Source organism: Streptomyces sp. NBC_01283, from assembly GCF_041435335.1.
GTDB lineage: Bacteria > Actinomycetota > Actinomycetes > Streptomycetales > Streptomycetaceae > Streptomyces.
The window spans coordinates 3,038,067-3,053,838 of record NZ_CP108430.1; the positions used below are offsets into that span (position 1 = coordinate 3,038,067).

The following is a 15,772-nucleotide window of genomic DNA, read 5'->3' on the forward strand; positions in this document are numbered from 1 at the left end:
CGTGTTCGATTCCCGGCACATCAGGTCATTCCATGAAGTGGTCCGGACCGGCTCCTACTCCGCCGCCGCCCGCTCGCTCGGCTATACGCAGCCCGCGATCACCCAGCAGATGAAGGCGCTCGAACGGTCCGTCGGCACGGTCCTGTTCACGCGCGTCGGCCGCAGGATGCGGCTGACGGAGGCGGGCGAGGCGCTGTCCCGGCACGCGGGGATCATCCTCGGCAACATCGACGCCGCCCAGCAGCAGATGAACGCCATCACGGGCCTGCGCACCGGCCGCGTCCGCATCTGCGCCTTCCCAAGCGCCAACGCCACCCTCATCCCCGAGGCCCTGTCACGGCTCGCGAAGAGCCATCCCGGCGTACGCGTCGAGCTCCAGGAGAACGAACCTCCCGAGTCGCTCCAGCGTCTGGTGGACGGCGACTGCGACGTCACCCTGGCCTTCCACTACCCCGGCCTGCACGAGGACGTGCCGGACGAGGTGGTGGAGATCCCGCTGATGGAGGACCAGCTGACGGTCCTCATGCCGTCCCGGCATCCGCTGGCCCGGCGCCGTTCCGTCCGGCTCGTCGACCTCGCCGGCGAGCGCTGGATCGCGGGCTGCCTGCGCTGCCGCGCCAACTTCCTGCACGAATGCGCCGAGCAAGGCTTCGCGCCCGACATCGCGTTCACCACCGACGACAACCTCGTCATCCAGAGCCTGGTCGCCGAGGGGCTCGGCATCGCGATGATGCCGGGGCTCGTCCTCAACTTCCTGCGCCACCGGGAGGTGACGGGCCGGGCCCTCGACCCGGCGTCACGCCGGCAGGTCTCCGCGTACGCGCTCCGGGAGCATCTGCGGATTCCCGCGACGGCGCTGGTGCTGGACGAACTGAAGGCGGTAGCGGCGAACCGCGTGGGCTGCTGAGCCGCCCCGGCCTCCCATCCATAAGCAGAAGTTGGGGAGACGCTTAGAAACTGTCGTTGGACGTGATGGAAGGGCGGCAGGACGCTGCCTTTATGAGCACCTCCACCACCGCGTTCCGCGCCGCCCGCACCACCGGGCGCCTGGATGTCCTCGTCTCCGGCGTGCGCGAGGCCGTCGGGCGGGGGCTTCCGCCGGACCTGACGGCGTACCTGGTCGGCGAGAGGCTCGCGCCGCATCTGGGCGCGGCCGATCTGCTCACCGCCGAGCAGCGTGCGGGCGACCCGGAGCACTACCGGCAGCATCTGCTGCACGCGGAGCACGACGGCAGCTTCTCCGTGATCGCCGTCGTCTGGCTGCCGGGCCAGCGCACGCCGGTCCACGACCACGTCTCCTGGTGCGTCTCCGGCGTCCACGAGGGCGCGGAGCACGAGCGGCGCTACCGGCTGATACCGGCGGCGTCCGGCTCCCCCGCGCGGCTCGTCGCCACCGAGGACCTGGTCAACGAGCAGGGCACGGTGGCCGCTTTCGCGCCGCCCGGCGACATCCACCGGGTCTGGAACACCGGTACGGAGCGTGCCATCTCGCTCCACGTGTACGGCGCGGACATCTCCCGCCTGGGCACCAGCGTGCGCCGGGTGTACGACCTGCCGGCCGACCGCTGATGGCGCTCCTGGGGCAGCGCCAGCAGACCGCCCCCGTGCTGCCTCCCGGCCCCCGCCCGCTGCCGGGCCTCGCCCTCGCCGCGCTCGGTGTCGTGGTGGCCTGGACGGTCCACGCCCTGGTCCCCGCCGTGCCGATGCTGACGGCGGCCGTGGTGCTCGGGCTCGCGGCGGCGCACGTGCCGGGCGTACGCGCTGTCGTACGAGGCCGGGGCAAGGCGGGGCTCTCGCTCGCCGGGAAGCGGCTGATGCGGACCGGCATCGTCCTGCTCGGCCTGAAGCTGAGCCTGGACGACGTCCTCGGCCTCGGCTTGGCGACCGTGGCGATGGTGCTCGGGGTGGTCGCGGCGACGTTCTTCGGGACGTGGTGGCTCGGCCGCCGGATGGGGCTGCCCGGCGATCAGCCGCTTCTGATCGCCACCGGGTACTCGATATGCGGTGCGTCCGCGATCGGCGCGGTCAGCGAGGTGACCGAGAGCGAGGAAGGGGACGCGGCGGTCTCGGTGGCGCTCGTAACGCTGTGCGGAACGCTGGCCATCGCTGTACTGCCGCTGCTGCAGGGGCCGTTGGGGCTGACTGACGCGGAGTTCGGCCGGTGGGCGGGTGCGAGTGTCCATGACGTGGGCCAGGTGGTGGCCACCGCGCAGACCGCCGGGGCGGGGGCCCTGGGGGACGCGGTCCTGGTGAAGCTGATGCGGGTGGCGGTGCTCGCGCCGCTGGTGGCGGCGGTGGGACTCTCCGTACGGGCACGCTCAGCGACCCGCGGAACGGGAAAGCGCCGCCCGCCGGTACTGCCGCTGTTCGTGGCGGGCTTCATCGGGATGGTCGCGGCACGAAGCACGGGCTGGATACCAGAATCCGCCCTCACCGCGGCGGCCCACGCCCAGGAACTGCTCCTGGCGGCAGCCCTGTTCGGCCTGGGCGCAGCGGTGGACCTACGGTCACTGACCCGGACGGGGGGCCGGGTGGCGGCACTGGGGCTGTGCGCGTGGGTGGTGGTGGCGGGGGTGTCCTACGTGGGGGTCATGGCGACGGCGTAGGCATCGGGGCGACGGCGGGGGCGCCGGCCGAGCGGGGACGGCGAGGGCAAGGCGGCGGGCACTGGCCGGGCGTGGGCAGGGCCCAGGCGACGGGACGATCACTGCCCAAGCCGGGCGGCACGGCCGCGGCTCAGGGACAGCCATCTCGGCATCATGGCGACTACCCAGGCCCGACACTCCCCTCGGGGGCGCAGCCACCATCCGAGGCGGGCGGGTGCCAGCCGGGCGGCACGGCCGCGGCTCAGGGACAGCCATCTCGGCATCATGGCGACTACCCAGGCCCGGCACTCCCCTCGGGGGCGCAGCCACCATCCGAGGCGGGCAGTGCCGGTCAGGCGGTGCGGTCGCGGCTCCCGGGGGGGGTAGGGGCCTGTCCGTCGCCGACCCGGCGGACAGGCCCCTGGCTGTGGGGTATTGCTCGTCGCCCGTGTGCTGCAGGGTGATCGGGTGGGTGGGTGGGAGAGATCCGCCGCGCAGCGGCGGTTCAGAACAGGGCAGCGGCGGTTCGGGGAAGGCGGCAGCGGACGTGAAGGAAGGCGGCAGCCGGCGTTCAGGAGAGGCGGACGCGGGCCAGTTGGCGGGACTGGGCGACCAGGCGGTCCGCGCTGTCCCAGACCTCCGCGTCCTCCTCCAGGAAGCCGCCGGCGAGGTTGCGGGTGGTGATGGCGACCCGGAGAGGGCCGGGCGCGGGCTTCGCGCGGACGTGCACCGTCAGCTCCACCGTCGGCACCCACCCGGAGAGCCCGATCTCGAAGGCCGTCGGCGGCAACGCGTCCACCGCGAGCAGCAGCGACAGCGGATCGGCGTCACGCCCGTCCGCGAGGCCGAACCAGGCGCGCATCTCGCCCTTGCCGGAGGGCTGGCCGAGGGCCCACCCCAGGGTGGACGGGTCCAGCTTCAGGAAGAGCCGGTCACTGATCGCCGAACTGCCGGGCACCGGCCGGTGGTCCGGCGCGTCCTGCGGCCCGAAGCACTGCTCGATCGGCGGCAGCGCGGGCGGCTTGGCCGTCGTACGGACGTCGTCGGGGAGCCCCGCCAGATCTCCGTAGGAGGCGAGCACACGGATCCGCTCGACCTCGCGCCCCTCCTCGTCGTACTGGAAGAGCGAGGCCTGCCCGGTCGACAGGGTCCGCCCGGCGCGTGCGGTGTCCGTGCGGATCACGGCGGGCCCGGGCTGGGACGCCGTGAGGTAGTGCGCGGAGACCGTGAAGGGGTCCGCGTGCGGCAGGGCGTCGGCCAGCGCACGGCCGAGGACCGCGAGGAGATAGCCGCCGTTGACGGCGTTGATGATCGTCCAGCCGGCGGAGAGCTCGATGTCGTAGACACCGGGCTCCCGTCGGGTGACCGCGGTGTCGCGGTCGAACTCGCTGTCGCCGATGCTCGCGGGCACCGCTGCCGGGATGGATGCTGCCTCTGCCATACCGGCAACGTACAACAAGAAATTACTGAGCGGTAGCTTTTTCTTCCGGACCGGTCCGCGTCAGGCGGCGTCCTCCACCTCCACCGCCGTCGACCGCCGGTGCCAGGCCCGCGGTGCACGCCAGTGGTAGTGCAGCGCGAGCAGCCGCAGGACGAAGGTCGCGATCACGGCGAGGCCGCTGGTGAAGGCGTTCACCATGTCGTACTTGATGCAGAGCGCGACCATCGCGGAGCCGACGATTGCGGGCACCGCGTACAGGTCCCGGTCCCAGCGCACCAGCGACGGCACCTCATTGGCGATGATGTCGCGCAGCACACCGCCGCCCACCGCCGTGGCGAGCCCCAGGGCCGCCGACGCGGTGAGGCCGAGGCCGTAGTCGTACGCCTTGGTCGTGCCGGTGACGCAGAAGAGGCCGAGGCCCGCCGCGTCGAAGACGTTCACCGCGAGCTGGGTGCGCTCCACCTCGGGGTGCAGGAAGAACACCAGGAGCGCGGCGAACAGCGGCGTGATGAAGTAGCCCAGGTCGACGAAGGCGGCGGGCGGCACCGCCCCGATGACCACGTCCCGGATGAGCCCTCCGCCCAGCGCGGTGACCTCGGCGAGCACGGCGATGCCGAAGACGTCGAAGTTCTTGCGTACGGCGAGCAGCGCGCCGGAGATCGCGAACACGAAGATCCCGACGATGTCGAGCGCGTGCTGGACGGAGGGACTGAAGAGATCCTGGATCACGCGACATTCTTACCTGCCCGCCGCGGCGGGCCCGGCAAGGGGCCGCTACAGGGCGGGCTTGCCCTTCGTGAACAGCCACGTCTGGAAGAGCGAGTCGAGCTGCTTGCCCGAGATCTTCTCGGCGAGGCGGATGAAGTCGTCGGTCGTGACGTTCCCGTAGCGGTTCTGCGCGCTCCAGGCCGGAAGCAGCTTGAAGAACGCCTTGTCGCCGATGCGCTCGCGCAGGACCTGGAGCGTCATCGCGCCACGCTGGTAGACGGCGGAGGCGAACATCGTGTCGCGCTGCGGGTCACCGACGACGGTCTGCCAGAAGGCGGAGTCGGCGGGGCGTGAGTTGTAGCCGGCGAGGAAGGCGTCGTGGGCGGACTGGGTGCCCTTGTGCTCGCTCCACAGCCACTGGGAGTAGGTCGCGAAGCCCTCGTTGAGCCAGATGTGCTTCCACTTCTCGACCGAGATCGAGTCGCCGAACCACTGGTGGGCCAGCTCGTGGGCGATGGTCGACTCGCTGCGGATCGCGGAGTAGACCGGCTTGGTCTGGGTCTCCAGGGAGAAGCCCGCCTGCGGCATGTCGTCGACGATCGCGCCGGTCTCCTCGAAGGGATAGGGCCCGAAGATCTTCGACCAGTAGTCGGTGACCTCGGCGGTGACGCCGTACACGTCGACGTTGTTGCTGTTCTCCAGTACGGGGTCGATGGCGACGTAGATCGGGGTGCCCGCAGGGGTCTTGCCCTGCTTCACGTCGAACTTGCCGATGGTGGCGGTCGCGAGATAGGTCGCCATGGGCTTGGTCTCGCGCCAGTGGGCGACGGTCTGTCCGCCCTTGCTGTACGTGTCGACGAGCCGGCCGTTGGAGACGCCGGTCAGCCCCTTGGGGGCCTTGATGCGGATGTCGAACGCGGCCTTGTCCGACGGGTGGTCGCTGGACGGGAACCAGGTCGAGGCCGCGTTGGGCTCGCAGGCGACGAAGACGCCGTCGGTGGTCTTCATCCAGCCGTAGTCGGAGCCGAAGACGATGGGGCCGCTCAGCGGCTCGGGCACACCGCCGTAGGTGACGGTCACGGTGAACTTCTTGTTCTTGCCCAGGTGGTCGCGCGGGCTGATGCGGATCTCGTCGCCGTCGCGGGTGAACTTCGCGCGTCTGCCGTTCACCTCGATTCTCGTCACCTCCAGCTTCTGGAGGTCGAGGTCGAACGAGGACAGGTTCTGGGTGGCGCGTGCGGTGATCGTGGTGCGGCCGTCGAGGCGGTCGGTGTCGGGGTTGTACGCCACGTCGAGGCCGTAGTGGCTGACGTCGAACCCGCCGTTGCCGAGCTGCGGGAAGTACGTGTCGCCGACACCGTCGGAGCCCGGGTGGGGCGCGGGTGCGGCGGCTATCAAGCAGAAGGAGGCGGCGGCGGTGGCCAGCGCCCCCAGACGTGCCGAACGGGAGAGTGCCATGAGTCATCCCTTAGCGCGTGTTCCGATGAAACGGACACGCAGACTCTGCACTCTCCCGTATGGGCGTGTACATGACTTGGTGCCTGATTTTTACCAAGTCATCAGGTGCTACTGGTCAGTTGACGCCTGACCCTTGCCTTCCGCTTCAGGAGCGGTCTTCACTTCAGGTGCGATCTTCGCTTCAGGAGCGGTCTTCGCGACGGTCTTCTTCGGAGCCGCGGCCTCCTCGGCCGTCTCCTCCGCCTTGCTCACCACCGACACCACGTCGATCGCCTCCTTGGCGACCTGCAGCAGCTTGGTGTCGCCCGGCTGCTGGTCCTCGGCGTTCTCCGGGTGGTGGCACGCCACCTGGTGCCCGGAGGCGAGGGGGATCAGCGGCGGCTCGGTCTTCGCGCAGATCTCCGTCGCCTTCCAGCAGCGCGTGTGGAAACGGCAGCCGGTGGGCGGGTCGATCGGCGAGGGGACGTCACCGCGCAGCAGGATGCGCTCGCTCTTGACGCCACGCCGCTTGGGGTCGGGCACGGGTACCGCGGAGAGCAGCGCCTTGGTGTACGGGTGCATCGGCGTGGAGTAGAGGTCCTGGCGGTCCGCCAGCTCCACGATCTTGCCCAGGTACATCACCGCGATGCGGTCCGAGACGTGCCGGATGACCGAGAGGTCGTGCGCGATGATCACGTACGTGAGACCGAGCTCGTCCTGCAGGTCGTCCAGGAGGTTGACCACCTGTGCCTGGATGGAGACGTCCAGGGCGGAGACGGGCTCGTCGGCCACGACCAGCTTGGGCCGCAGGGCGAGCGCACGCGCGATGCCGATGCGCTGGCGCTGACCGCCGGAGAACTCGTGCGGGTAGCGGTTGTAGTGCTCGGGGCTGAGCCCCACCCGCTCCAGCATCTCCTGCACGGTCTTGCGCAGACCGCCCTCGGGCTTGACGCCCTGCAGCTTGAACGGCGCACCGACGATCGTGCCGATGGTGTGCCGCGGGTTCAGCGACGAGTACGGGTCCTGGAAGATCATCTGCACGTCACGGCGCAGCGGCCGCATCTTGCCGGTGTTCAGGTGCGTGATGTCCACGCCCTCGAACTCCACGCGGCCCGCGGTCGGTTCGAGCAGACGGGTGATCAGACGGCCCATCGTCGACTTGCCGCAGCCCGACTCGCCCACGACGCCGAGCGTCTCGCCCGGACGCACGTCGAAGGAGAGGCCGTCCACGGCCTGCACGGCCGCCACCTGGCGCTGCAGCAGCCCCTTCTTGATGGGGAAGTGCTTCACCAGGCCGTCGACCTTGAGCAGCGGCTCGACCGAGCCCTTCGTCTGCGCCGGGATCGTCATCTCCTGGCCCTTCGCCTGATCTTTCGTGTCGTCTTTCACAGCTTCGGCGCAATCTCTTCGGTCCAGATCCGGGTGCGCTCGTCCTGCGACATGTGGCAGGCGGTGAAGTGCCCCGGCTCGACCTCGCGCAGGTCGGGGCGCTCACGGCGGGTGATCTGGTCCTTGGGGATGTCGGCGTAGGGGCAGCGCGGGTTGAAGGCGCAGCCCGTAGGCAGGTTGATCAGGCTGGGCGGGGAGCCCTTGACCGGCACGAGACGGTCGGTCTGCTCGCGGTCGATGCGCGGCATCGAGCCGAGCAGGCCCCAGGTGTAGGGGTGCTGGGGCTCGTAGAAGACCTTCTCGGCGGTGCCGCGCTCGACGCAGCGCCCGCCGTACATCACGAGCAGCTCGTCCGCCATCTCGGCGACCACGCCCAGGTCGTGCGTGATCATGATGACCGCGGAGCCGAACTCCTTCTGCAGGTCCCGGATGAGGTCGAGGATCTGCGCCTGGACGGTGACGTCGAGGGCGGTCGTCGGCTCGTCCGCGATGAGCAGTTCGGGGTTGTTCACCAGGGCCATCGCGATCATCGCGCGCTGGCGCATGCCGCCCGAGAACTCGTGCGGGTAGCTGTCGACCCGCTTGTCCGGCTGGGGGATGCCCACCCGGTCGAGCATCTCGACGGCACGCTTGCGGGCGACCTTCTTGTCCACGTCGTGGTGGACCCGGTACGCCTCCATGATCTGCGTGCCGATGGAGTAGTACGGGTGCAGCGCGGACAGCGGGTCCTGGAAGATCATCGCCATGTCGCGGCCACGCAGCTTGCGCACCTGGTTCGGGTCCGCACTGAGCAGCTCCGTGCCGTTCAGCCAGATCTCGCCGGACAGCTTGGCCTTGCGGCTGCCGTACTGCCCGGCGGTGTGCAGGCCGAGGATGCCCAGCGAGGTGACCGACTTGCCGGAGCCGGACTCGCCGACGATGCCGAGGGTCTTGCCCTTCTCCAGCTGGAAGCTGAGCCCGTCGACGGACTTGACGATGCCGTCGTCGGTCGGGAAGTGCACCTTGAGGTCGCGCACCTCGAGGAAGGCGGTGGGAGCGACCGAATCGGCGACGGGTTCTCCGACCGCCGCTCCGGTCTTGTGCAGTTCGGTCATCCCAGCCTCACTCGCGGGTCGATGACGGCGTACAGAAGGTCGACGACGAGGTTGGCGAGTGCGATCGCGAGCGACGCGCACAAGGTGACGCCGAGGATCACCGGCAGGTCCTTGTTGCTGATGGCCTTGACCGCCTCCAGGCCGAGCCCCGGCAGGTTGAACGTGGACTCGGTGAGGACGGCGCCGCCGAGGAGCACACCGAGGTCGAGGCCGAAGACCGTGAGGATCGGCGTCATGGCGGAGCGCAGCGCGTGCCGTCTGATGACGACGGCCTCGCCGAGCCCCTTGGCGCGCGCGGTGCGGATGTAGTCCTCACCGAGCACTTCCAGCATGGTGGCGCGGGTCAGTCGCGCATACATGGCGGCGTTGAGGAACGCGAGCACGATCCACGGAAGGATCAGCGTCTCGAACCAGATGTTGATCGGATCGTCCGTGGTGAGGGTGTCCTCGATCTTCACCCAGCCGAGGGTGTGGACGAAGAGCCCCATCGCGATCATGCCGGTGAAGAAGATCGGCAGGGAGACGCCGGCGAGGGCGGTGATCATCGCGGAACGGTCCCAGATGGTGCCCCGCTTGAGGGCGGAGAGCACACCGGTGGCGACACCGGCGACCAGCCACAGCACGCACGCGCCCGCGGCGAGCGCCGCGGTGACGGGCAGGGCGTCCTTGAGGGTCTCCCAGACGGGCGCCTCGGTACGGAAGGAGTATCCGAAGCAGGGGGCCGGGCAGTGGGTCACGTCGGCCCCGTTGGCGTAGTCACGCCCCATCGGGATGCCCTTGACGAAGTCCCAGAACTGGACGAGCAGAGGGTCGTCGAGTCCCAGTTTGATCCGGATGCCCGCGAGCTGCTCGGCTCCGGACGACTTACCGGCGAAGAGGACGGCGATGTCCTGTCCCGCCCACTTGGGCAGCATGAAGAAGACGGTGAAGGTCGCGAGCAGTACGACCAGCACCATGACGACAACGGCGATCAGGCGCCGGATGAGATAAGCAAGCACTGTGCGCGGCCCGGCGGTGGCCGGGACCCCCTTGTGAGGAGTCCCGGCCACCGCCCGGGGCCATCACCTGCCCTTCGGACTGGCGGGATTCGGCGGTGGGACGGCCTTGCGGCGACTACTGACTGCTGGTTGTGCTGCTACTACTTCGCGTCGTTCACACCGAGCGAGATGTAGTCGTAGCGACCGCTGTACGCGGCGGACGAGTAGACGTTGGTCGCCCGCGAGGAACGCCAGCTGATGTTCTTCTCGTAGATGAAGGGCATCCAGTACGCCTTGTCCACGATCTCGTGGGCGAGGTCGGTGTAGATCTGGCCGGCCTTCTCGGGGTCGACCGTGGCGATCGCGTCGTCGAAGTACTTGTCGATCTTCGGCTCGTCGATCTGCGACTCGTTGTAGTTGCCGTTCTCGTTGATGAAACGGCTGTCGAACAGCGGCTGGGCGTAACCCTGGCCGGTCGGGAAGTCAGGACCCCAGCCCGCCATCGTCATGCCGATGCCGCGCTTCTTCACCACCGCGGGAGAGCCGGTGATGCTGGAGGAGTCGGCGCCGTCGATCTGGTCGACCTCGGCGTTGATGTTGACCTTCTTGAGCTGCTCCTGGAGCGCCGTGGCGGCGTCCACCTCACCCGGCTGGTTGGTGCGGGCCGAGATCTTGGTCGAGAAGCCGCCCGGCTTGCCGCAGTTCTTGAGCTCTTCCTTGGCCTTGGCGGCGTCCGGCTTGCCCTTGCGCTTCAGGATCCCGTACGGGTCGTAGTCGTCGTGACCCTTGATCGACTTCGGGAAGACGTTGGTGGCGATCTCACCGGCGGCGACCGGGCCACCACGGGTCTTCTGCAGGCTCGCGAAGTCCGTGGCGTAGAAGACGGCCTTGCGGCAGGCCTCGTTGTCGAACGGCTTCGTCTTGGTCACAAGGGCGACGTAACGGACGAAGTCCGTCTGCATGTTGTCGACGTTGTCCTTGTGGTCCTGAATGGCGGTGGTACGACCCGACTGGGTCATGCCCGTGCCATTCATGTCGATGTCGTAGTCGCCTTCCATCAGGCGCTTGTCGTTCTCTTCGAGGTTCGCCGAGATGGTGACCGAGATCTTGTCCGGCAGCGCGGGACGGATCGGGTCGGACGACTTCTTCCAGTTCTTGTTGCGGACGAGCGTGATGCTCTTGCCCGCGCTGTAGTTCTGGAACTTGTACGGGCCGGAGGAGAACGGGCGCTGGGTGTACTTGGCGCCGGTGTCCTCGGACTGCTTGACCGGGGTGCCCGACGGCATCGCGAGCATCTGCTCGAAGTCGCCGTTCTTCTTGGGCAGCTTGAAGATGATGGTCTTGTCGTCAGGCGTCTCGATCGCCTTCAGGCCCAGCTTGTCCTTCGACTTGTCCTCGTAGGGGCCCTTGTACTCGCCCTTGGGGTCAAGCGTGGACTTCAGGTAGCCGGGACCACCGGTGATGACCTTGGTCGCCCAGATGCGCTCGATGCCGTACTTGATGTCCTTGGAGGACATCTTCGAGCCGTCTTCCCAGGTCAAACCGTCACGCAGCTTGTACGTGTAGGTCTTGCCGTCGTCGCTGATCTTCGCCGTGGACTCGGCGAGGTCGGGGACGAGCTTGTTGGACGCGGCACCCGGCTTGGTGTCGTACGTGATCAGCGTGCGGGTGTAGTACCGCATGAAGTCCCACGTCATGCCGTAGTACGCGCGCTGCGGGTCGGCCGAGTCCAGGTCCTGCTTGGCGATGAACTTGAGCGTTCCGCCCTTCTTCGCCGACTTGTTCGCGACCTTGCCGATGGCGGCGTTGTAGCCGGCACCCTTGCTGTCGTCGTCGTCGCTGCCGCCGCCGCACGCCGTGGTGGTCACCAGCGCCGCCACGACGAGGGCCGCGCCTGCGGTCAACCGTCGTTTAGAGGAACCTGTGGGCATTTCTCGCATCCTCCGAGATTCGCGGTCCTTGGCTTTGACTGCCTTAAGAACCATGGGAAGAGCCACCTGACGCTGCGGCAGGGGCAAGCCAGTTGGAGCTGTTTACCGAGTTCCCTTGGGGTCCAGGGCGTCGCGCAGCCCGTCACCGAAGAGGTTGAAGGCAAGCACGGTCACGAAGATCGCCAGGCCGGGGAAGACCATGAACATCGGGTCGTGCTCGTACGTCGCCAGGGCATCCCGGAGCATGCCGCCCCAGGAGGCCGTCGGCGGCCGTACACCTGCGCCGAGGAAGCTGAGCGCCGCTTCGGTGAGGATGTTGGTGGGGATCATCAGGGTCGCGTACACGGTGATCGGAGCGACCAGGTTCGGCAGCAACTCACGGAAGAGGATGTGCCGTTGACCGCCGCCGAGGCTGCGGGCCGCCTCCACGTACTCGCGTTCGCGCAGCGAGAGGGTCTGGCCGCGGACGATGCGCCCGACGTAGGGCCAGCCGAAGAAGCCGATCACCAGGATCAGTACCGCGATGCGGACGCCGCTGCCGGTGAGCCCGAGCAGGTCGTCGGGGAGGACGGAGACCAGGGAGATCACGAAGAGCAGCTGCGGGAAGGCGAGCAGCACGTCCATGACCCGGCTGATGAGCGCGTCGACCCAGCCACCGAAGTAGCCGGCGATGATGCCGAAGAAGGTGCCGAGCACCACGGCCACCACGGCGGCGAGGAACGCCACGAGCAGTGAGATCCGGGCGCCGTAGACGATCCGGCTGAAGACGTCGCGGCCCTTGTTGGGCTCCACTCCGAAGAGGAAGTCCCAACTCATGCCGCCGAACGCGCCCTTGGGCAGGTTCGTCAGGTCCTCCAGCTCGTCCTGATGGAACTCGTTGGGCGGGTGGCCCAGCAGGGAGACGATCAGGGGCGCGAAGACGGCGACAAGGACCAGGAGGATCACGGTGATGCCACCGGCCAGGGCGACCTTGTCCCGCTTCAGGCGGTTCCAGGCGATCTGCTTGAGGGACCGCCCCTCGACCTTCTTCACCCCTGCACCAGCTGCGGGAGCGACGTCCGCTGTCGGGTCCGCGTCCGCAGGTGTGTCATGCAATGGTGCCGTCATCGTGGCAGGGACCCCTCTCAACCGGTGGTGACCGGCCCGCACTTGCCGCTGTAGCGACGTGATCAGTCCGTCGTACACAGGGGCGAAGCGCCCCTGGTGCGGGAGTCTTCATCGCCGTCGCGATCTGTTACCAGACTTGACGGGGAATGGATGCGCAACCGTGATGCTGATCGAGGTGTTCCGTTATCCGGACGCACGTGAACGAGGGTCGAACACGGGGCAGTTGGGTCGCAATGCGCCACGGGAGCCCATAGGGCCCCTCCACCATCAGAACGGACATCGTGACGGTCAGGGCAGGTATACGAGCCGCGGCGGCCGGCCCAGGGCCTATTCGGTAAGGGTCGCGGTGCTGATTCAGTACTGCGCGGGGTAGCCGTAGCCACCCGCGGGGGCCGGGGCCGGCTGGGCCTCGCGGTCGTAGAACGGTCGTGCGTTGGCGTGCAGCCACATGGCGACCGGGTCGTACCCGTCCGACATCGCGACGGTCGACACGGGCAGCCCGTCGGGGACGGCGGCGATCGACTGCTGCATCATCGTGCGCACCCCGTCGACCGATCCCGGCGAGGTGTCGTACACATCGAGACCGATGGCCAGATACGGGGCGCCGAGCGCGGGCTGCACCCAGGCGCGGCGCAGCGAGCGGACCGCGGGGGTGCGGTGCGCGTTCTGCGTGAGCAGGGCGTAGAACTGGGGGATCTCGATGGCCGGCTCGGTGATCCGCAGTGGTCCCGCGGGCAGCAGGTCGAGGCCCGTCGCGATGCGCCGCAGGTCGAGCCAGGGGATGCCGACGCCGCCGCCGGGGGCGTGCGGATTGAGCCAGAGGCCGTAGTGGTCGGGGTAGAGGGTGCGGGAGATGTCGAGCCCGCTGACCACTTCGTACGAGCGGTTCCAGCCGCTGGCGGAGAGCTCCTGGGCGGAGGTCACGCACGGCGCGTACCCGAGGCCCTCGACCTCCATGTTCCCGTACTGGGCGTCGGGGGATCCGGCCTGGCCGTGCCAGAGCAGCATCCACACCTGGTCGGCGGCGAGCGCCCGCAGGAGCGCCTCGTAGGCGTCATAGCGCCCTGGCGTCACCTGGCGCAGCATGTGCTCGACCTGCCCGGCCGCAGCCGTGCCCGACGCACTCACCCTTAACCGCCCCTTCGCGATGACCCGCTGACCCGCTCACCCGCTGACCGGGTGGACCCCGGTTATGAAACCAGCTTAAGCGGCGATCCTGACACCGACTTGACGTACGGCACCCTCACACACGTACCTGCACATGTCCTTACACATATCCGTGCTCGTGCCCCCGGGTCCGGCCGAAGAAGGGCCGGACGCGCTCGCGCATCCAGTCACCGACCGGGTCCTGGGCGACGTCGAGCAGCACCAGGTTCACCGGCCAGGACACCGGGGCGTGGCCGAGGGCCCGGCCCACGGCCTCCATCGGCAGCTCGCGCGCGTTGCCCTCCCAGGAGGTCAGTTCGACCCCGATGAACAGCGAGGGCGCGTCGCCCTCGACGCTCGCCAGGCAGCGGCGGGCGCTCAGGACGATCCCGGTGGCCTCGAACTCGCGGGCGGCGGCGGACAGGAAGTCCACCGGGTCGTGCTGCCAGTCCGGTTCGAAGAGACGTACGCGCCCGCCGCTCGCGGGGCCGTCGAGCGGGGTGCGGCCGGCGCGGCAGAGCTCGGCGACGGCCGGGGGCGGCAGCGGCACGCCGACCGTGCCGTCCGGATTGACCGCGATGCCCAGCTGCGGGGGAAGGCCGCGCGCGAACTCCACGGCGGGTGCCACGGTGCAGCCCATCCGGCCGCCGGTGGCCTGCTGGAACTGCTGCTCGGAGCTGAAGACGGGGACGTAGGCCTGGCCGTCGATCTCCAGCGTGGGCAGGTCCAGGGTGCCGCTGTCCGGTGCCCCGCCGTTCGGCAGCGGGACCCAGACGTGGCTGCGGCCAAGGACCTCGACGATGCGGGCTCCCGCGGACGCCGTGCCGGCCCCCGGGGTGCCCAGGGATGCCGCGAGCACCTCTTCGAGTTCGTTGCCCGGCCATCCTCCGTACGGATGCGCGTGCGCCTGCGCCGGAATGTCCATCTCTTCAACCCCTGATCGGTCCCGCTCTGCCTGCGGCACGACCCTAACGTGGCGGGCGGCTCAGCCCCCGAAGCCGATCCCCCGCAGCACCCCGGCCGCCGTCCGGTCGAGCAGCACGGCCGAACCGCAGCCGCGCGGCAGATCGCCCCGCTCGGCGGCGCCGACGAGCCGGCCGACCGTCCTGCGGTGCCGTGCGAAGGCGTACCGCGACACGCCGCGACCGCGTGCGAGCTGACCCTCCCTGGCGGTGTCCGGCTCCACGTCGAGCAGCAGCAGGTGCAGGGTCGTGCCGCGCCGCGCGGCCTCGCGGGCCAGCCAGCGGCGCACCCAGGCCTGCGTGCCGCAGTCGTGCACCACGACGCCTTCGCCGGACCGCAGGGCCCTGCGCAGACCCGCGTAATGCGCGAGGCGTACCAGGGGGCGGTACACCGCGTACGGCAGGAGGCCCGGCATGCGCAGGGCCCAGCGGTCGCGGGTGTCCTGCGAGTCGATGCGGGGGCCCGAGACGGCCCTGCGCATCAGCGTGGACTTGCCGCTGCCCGGCAGTCCGGAGACGACGATCAGGTCGCCCTCGCCGAACGTCAGCCGGTGCGGGCTGTGGCCGGACCGCTGCCGCAGGTCGCGGACGACTGCCGTGGACAGGGAGCCGTAGCCCTCTTTGGCGGGGGCGGCGGCCTGTTTGGGCAGGGCCACCCCCGTGTTGGTCGCGTAGACGCTCGTCCTGCGCACCGTGATCGGCCTCCCCATAGCGGTCACGTACCTGCTTCCCGCAGCTTCCCCGGCAAGTGTAAAGAGAAGGTAATGCGGCACAACAGCATTACTGGACTGCCACTGCCCTGTTACGGAGGCGCGTGCAATGATGTGCGCGCAAACTCCATACAGGCCGTTTGAATCCGCGCGGGAGAGTTCCCGGTGGCCGTCGTACGACGCGCCGGGGCGCCGAAGGAGCAAGTCCCTCCCTTGAATCTCTCAGGCCCCGTACCGCGCGGGCGAGGCACATCTGAAAAGCGGGCCGCCTGTGCGGCTCCACCC

The 15,772-nt window shown here is 69.2% G+C and carries 14 protein-coding genes and 1 riboswitch; of the genes, 3 read left to right on the forward strand and 11 right to left on the reverse strand.

Annotation, left to right across the window (positions count from 1 at the left end; genetic code table 11):
- The first annotated feature begins 1 nt into the window (after position 1).
- From OG302_RS13615 to OG302_RS13625, 3 genes are all read left to right on the forward strand, one after another.
- A complete protein-coding gene (locus OG302_RS13615) occupies positions 2 to 907 on the forward strand; it encodes a LysR substrate-binding domain-containing protein (protein WP_371527033.1) in 906 nt (301 codons plus the stop codon).
- Positions 908 to 999: 92 nt separating this feature from the next.
- The gene (locus OG302_RS13620) at positions 1,000 to 1,569 is read left to right on the forward strand and encodes a cysteine dioxygenase (protein WP_371527034.1); all 570 of its coding nucleotides are present in this window, start codon (positions 1,000 to 1,002) and stop codon (positions 1,567 to 1,569) included.
- Complete coding sequence (locus OG302_RS13625; RefSeq protein ID WP_371527035.1) at positions 1,569 to 2,606, forward strand: YeiH family protein; 1,038 nt, start codon at positions 1,569 to 1,571, stop codon at positions 2,604 to 2,606. The genes OG302_RS13620 and OG302_RS13625 overlap by 1 nt, the downstream gene beginning before the upstream one ends.
- 550 nt (positions 2,607 to 3,156) lie before the next feature.
- On the opposite strand, the gene OG302_RS13630 is transcribed toward OG302_RS13625, so the two are convergent.
- The 11 genes from OG302_RS13630 to OG302_RS13680 all read right to left on the reverse strand — a co-directional run bounded on the left by OG302_RS13630 (position 3,157) and on the right by OG302_RS13680 (position 15,475).
- On the reverse strand, positions 3,157 to 4,026 hold the full coding sequence (locus OG302_RS13630; protein WP_371527036.1) for a thioesterase family protein: 870 nt from the start codon (positions 4,024 to 4,026) through the stop codon (positions 3,157 to 3,159).
- Positions 4,027 to 4,086: 60 nt separating this feature from the next.
- Complete coding sequence (locus tag OG302_RS13635; protein ID WP_371527037.1) at positions 4,087 to 4,755, reverse strand: trimeric intracellular cation channel family protein; 669 nt, start codon at positions 4,753 to 4,755, stop codon at positions 4,087 to 4,089.
- Between the two features lie 45 nt (positions 4,756 to 4,800).
- Positions 4,801 to 6,192 (reverse strand): M1 family metallopeptidase, encoded by a 1,392-nt coding sequence (locus tag OG302_RS13640; protein ID WP_371527038.1) that lies wholly within the window; start codon positions 6,190 to 6,192, stop codon positions 4,801 to 4,803.
- A gap of 108 nt (positions 6,193 to 6,300) precedes the next feature.
- Entirely contained in the window at positions 6,301 to 7,521 is a 1,221-nt protein-coding gene (locus OG302_RS13645) for an ABC transporter ATP-binding protein (protein ID WP_371527039.1), read from the reverse strand.
- Between the two features lie 35 nt (positions 7,522 to 7,556).
- On the reverse strand, positions 7,557 to 8,654 hold the full coding sequence (locus OG302_RS13650; RefSeq protein WP_371527040.1) for an ABC transporter ATP-binding protein: 1,098 nt from the start codon (positions 8,652 to 8,654) through the stop codon (positions 7,557 to 7,559).
- Entirely contained in the window at positions 8,651 to 9,652 is a 1,002-nt protein-coding gene (locus OG302_RS13655; protein WP_371527041.1) for an ABC transporter permease, read from the reverse strand. The genes OG302_RS13650 and OG302_RS13655 overlap by 4 nt, the downstream gene beginning before the upstream one ends.
- A gap of 140 nt (positions 9,653 to 9,792) precedes the next feature.
- Positions 9,793 to 11,562, reverse strand: a complete 1,770-nt coding sequence (locus OG302_RS13660; RefSeq protein WP_371527042.1) for an ABC transporter substrate-binding protein — start codon at positions 11,560 to 11,562, stop codon at positions 9,793 to 9,795.
- Positions 11,563 to 11,664: 102 nt separating this feature from the next.
- Entirely contained in the window at positions 11,665 to 12,669 is a 1,005-nt protein-coding gene (locus tag OG302_RS13665; protein ID WP_371527043.1) for an ABC transporter permease, read from the reverse strand.
- A gap of 354 nt (positions 12,670 to 13,023) precedes the next feature.
- Positions 13,024 to 13,797: an enhanced serine sensitivity protein SseB C-terminal domain-containing protein gene (locus OG302_RS13670; protein WP_371527044.1), complete on the reverse strand. Its 774-nt coding sequence runs from the start codon at positions 13,795 to 13,797 to the stop codon at positions 13,024 to 13,026.
- 139 nt (positions 13,798 to 13,936) lie between these two features.
- Complete coding sequence (locus OG302_RS13675; protein WP_371527045.1) at positions 13,937 to 14,740, reverse strand: enhanced serine sensitivity protein SseB; 804 nt, start codon at positions 14,738 to 14,740, stop codon at positions 13,937 to 13,939.
- Positions 14,741 to 14,800: 60 nt separating this feature from the next.
- On the reverse strand, positions 14,801 to 15,475 hold the full coding sequence (locus OG302_RS13680; protein ID WP_371750113.1) for an AAA family ATPase: 675 nt from the start codon (positions 15,473 to 15,475) through the stop codon (positions 14,801 to 14,803).
- 153 nt (positions 15,476 to 15,628) lie between these two features.
- Positions 15,629 to 15,734: riboswitch (glycine riboswitch) on the forward strand.
- Positions 15,735 to 15,772: the final 38 nt, after the last annotated feature.

Coding starts and splice junctions, on each gene's coding strand:
- OG302_RS13620 (WP_371527034.1), top strand. CDS start 1,000: ATGAGCACCTCCACCACCGCGTTCCGCGCCGCCCGCACCACCGGGCGC.
- OG302_RS13625 (WP_371527035.1), top strand. CDS start 1,569: ATGGCGCTCCTGGGGCAGCGCCAGCAGACCGCCCCCGTGCTGCCTCCC.
- OG302_RS13630 (WP_371527036.1), bottom strand. CDS start 4,026: ATGGCAGAGGCAGCATCCATCCCGGCAGCGGTGCCCGCGAGCATCGGC.
- OG302_RS13640 (WP_371527038.1), bottom strand. CDS start 6,192: ATGGCACTCTCCCGTTCGGCACGTCTGGGGGCGCTGGCCACCGCCGCC.
- OG302_RS13645 (WP_371527039.1), bottom strand. CDS start 7,521: ATGACGATCCCGGCGCAGACGAAGGGCTCGGTCGAGCCGCTGCTCAAG.
- OG302_RS13650 (WP_371527040.1), bottom strand. CDS start 8,654: ATGACCGAACTGCACAAGACCGGAGCGGCGGTCGGAGAACCCGTCGCC.
- OG302_RS13660 (WP_371527042.1), bottom strand. CDS start 11,562: ATGCCCACAGGTTCCTCTAAACGACGGTTGACCGCAGGCGCGGCCCTC.
- OG302_RS13665 (WP_371527043.1), bottom strand. CDS start 12,669: ATGACGGCACCATTGCATGACACACCTGCGGACGCGGACCCGACAGCG.
- OG302_RS13675 (WP_371527045.1), bottom strand. CDS start 14,740: ATGGACATTCCGGCGCAGGCGCACGCGCATCCGTACGGAGGATGGCCG.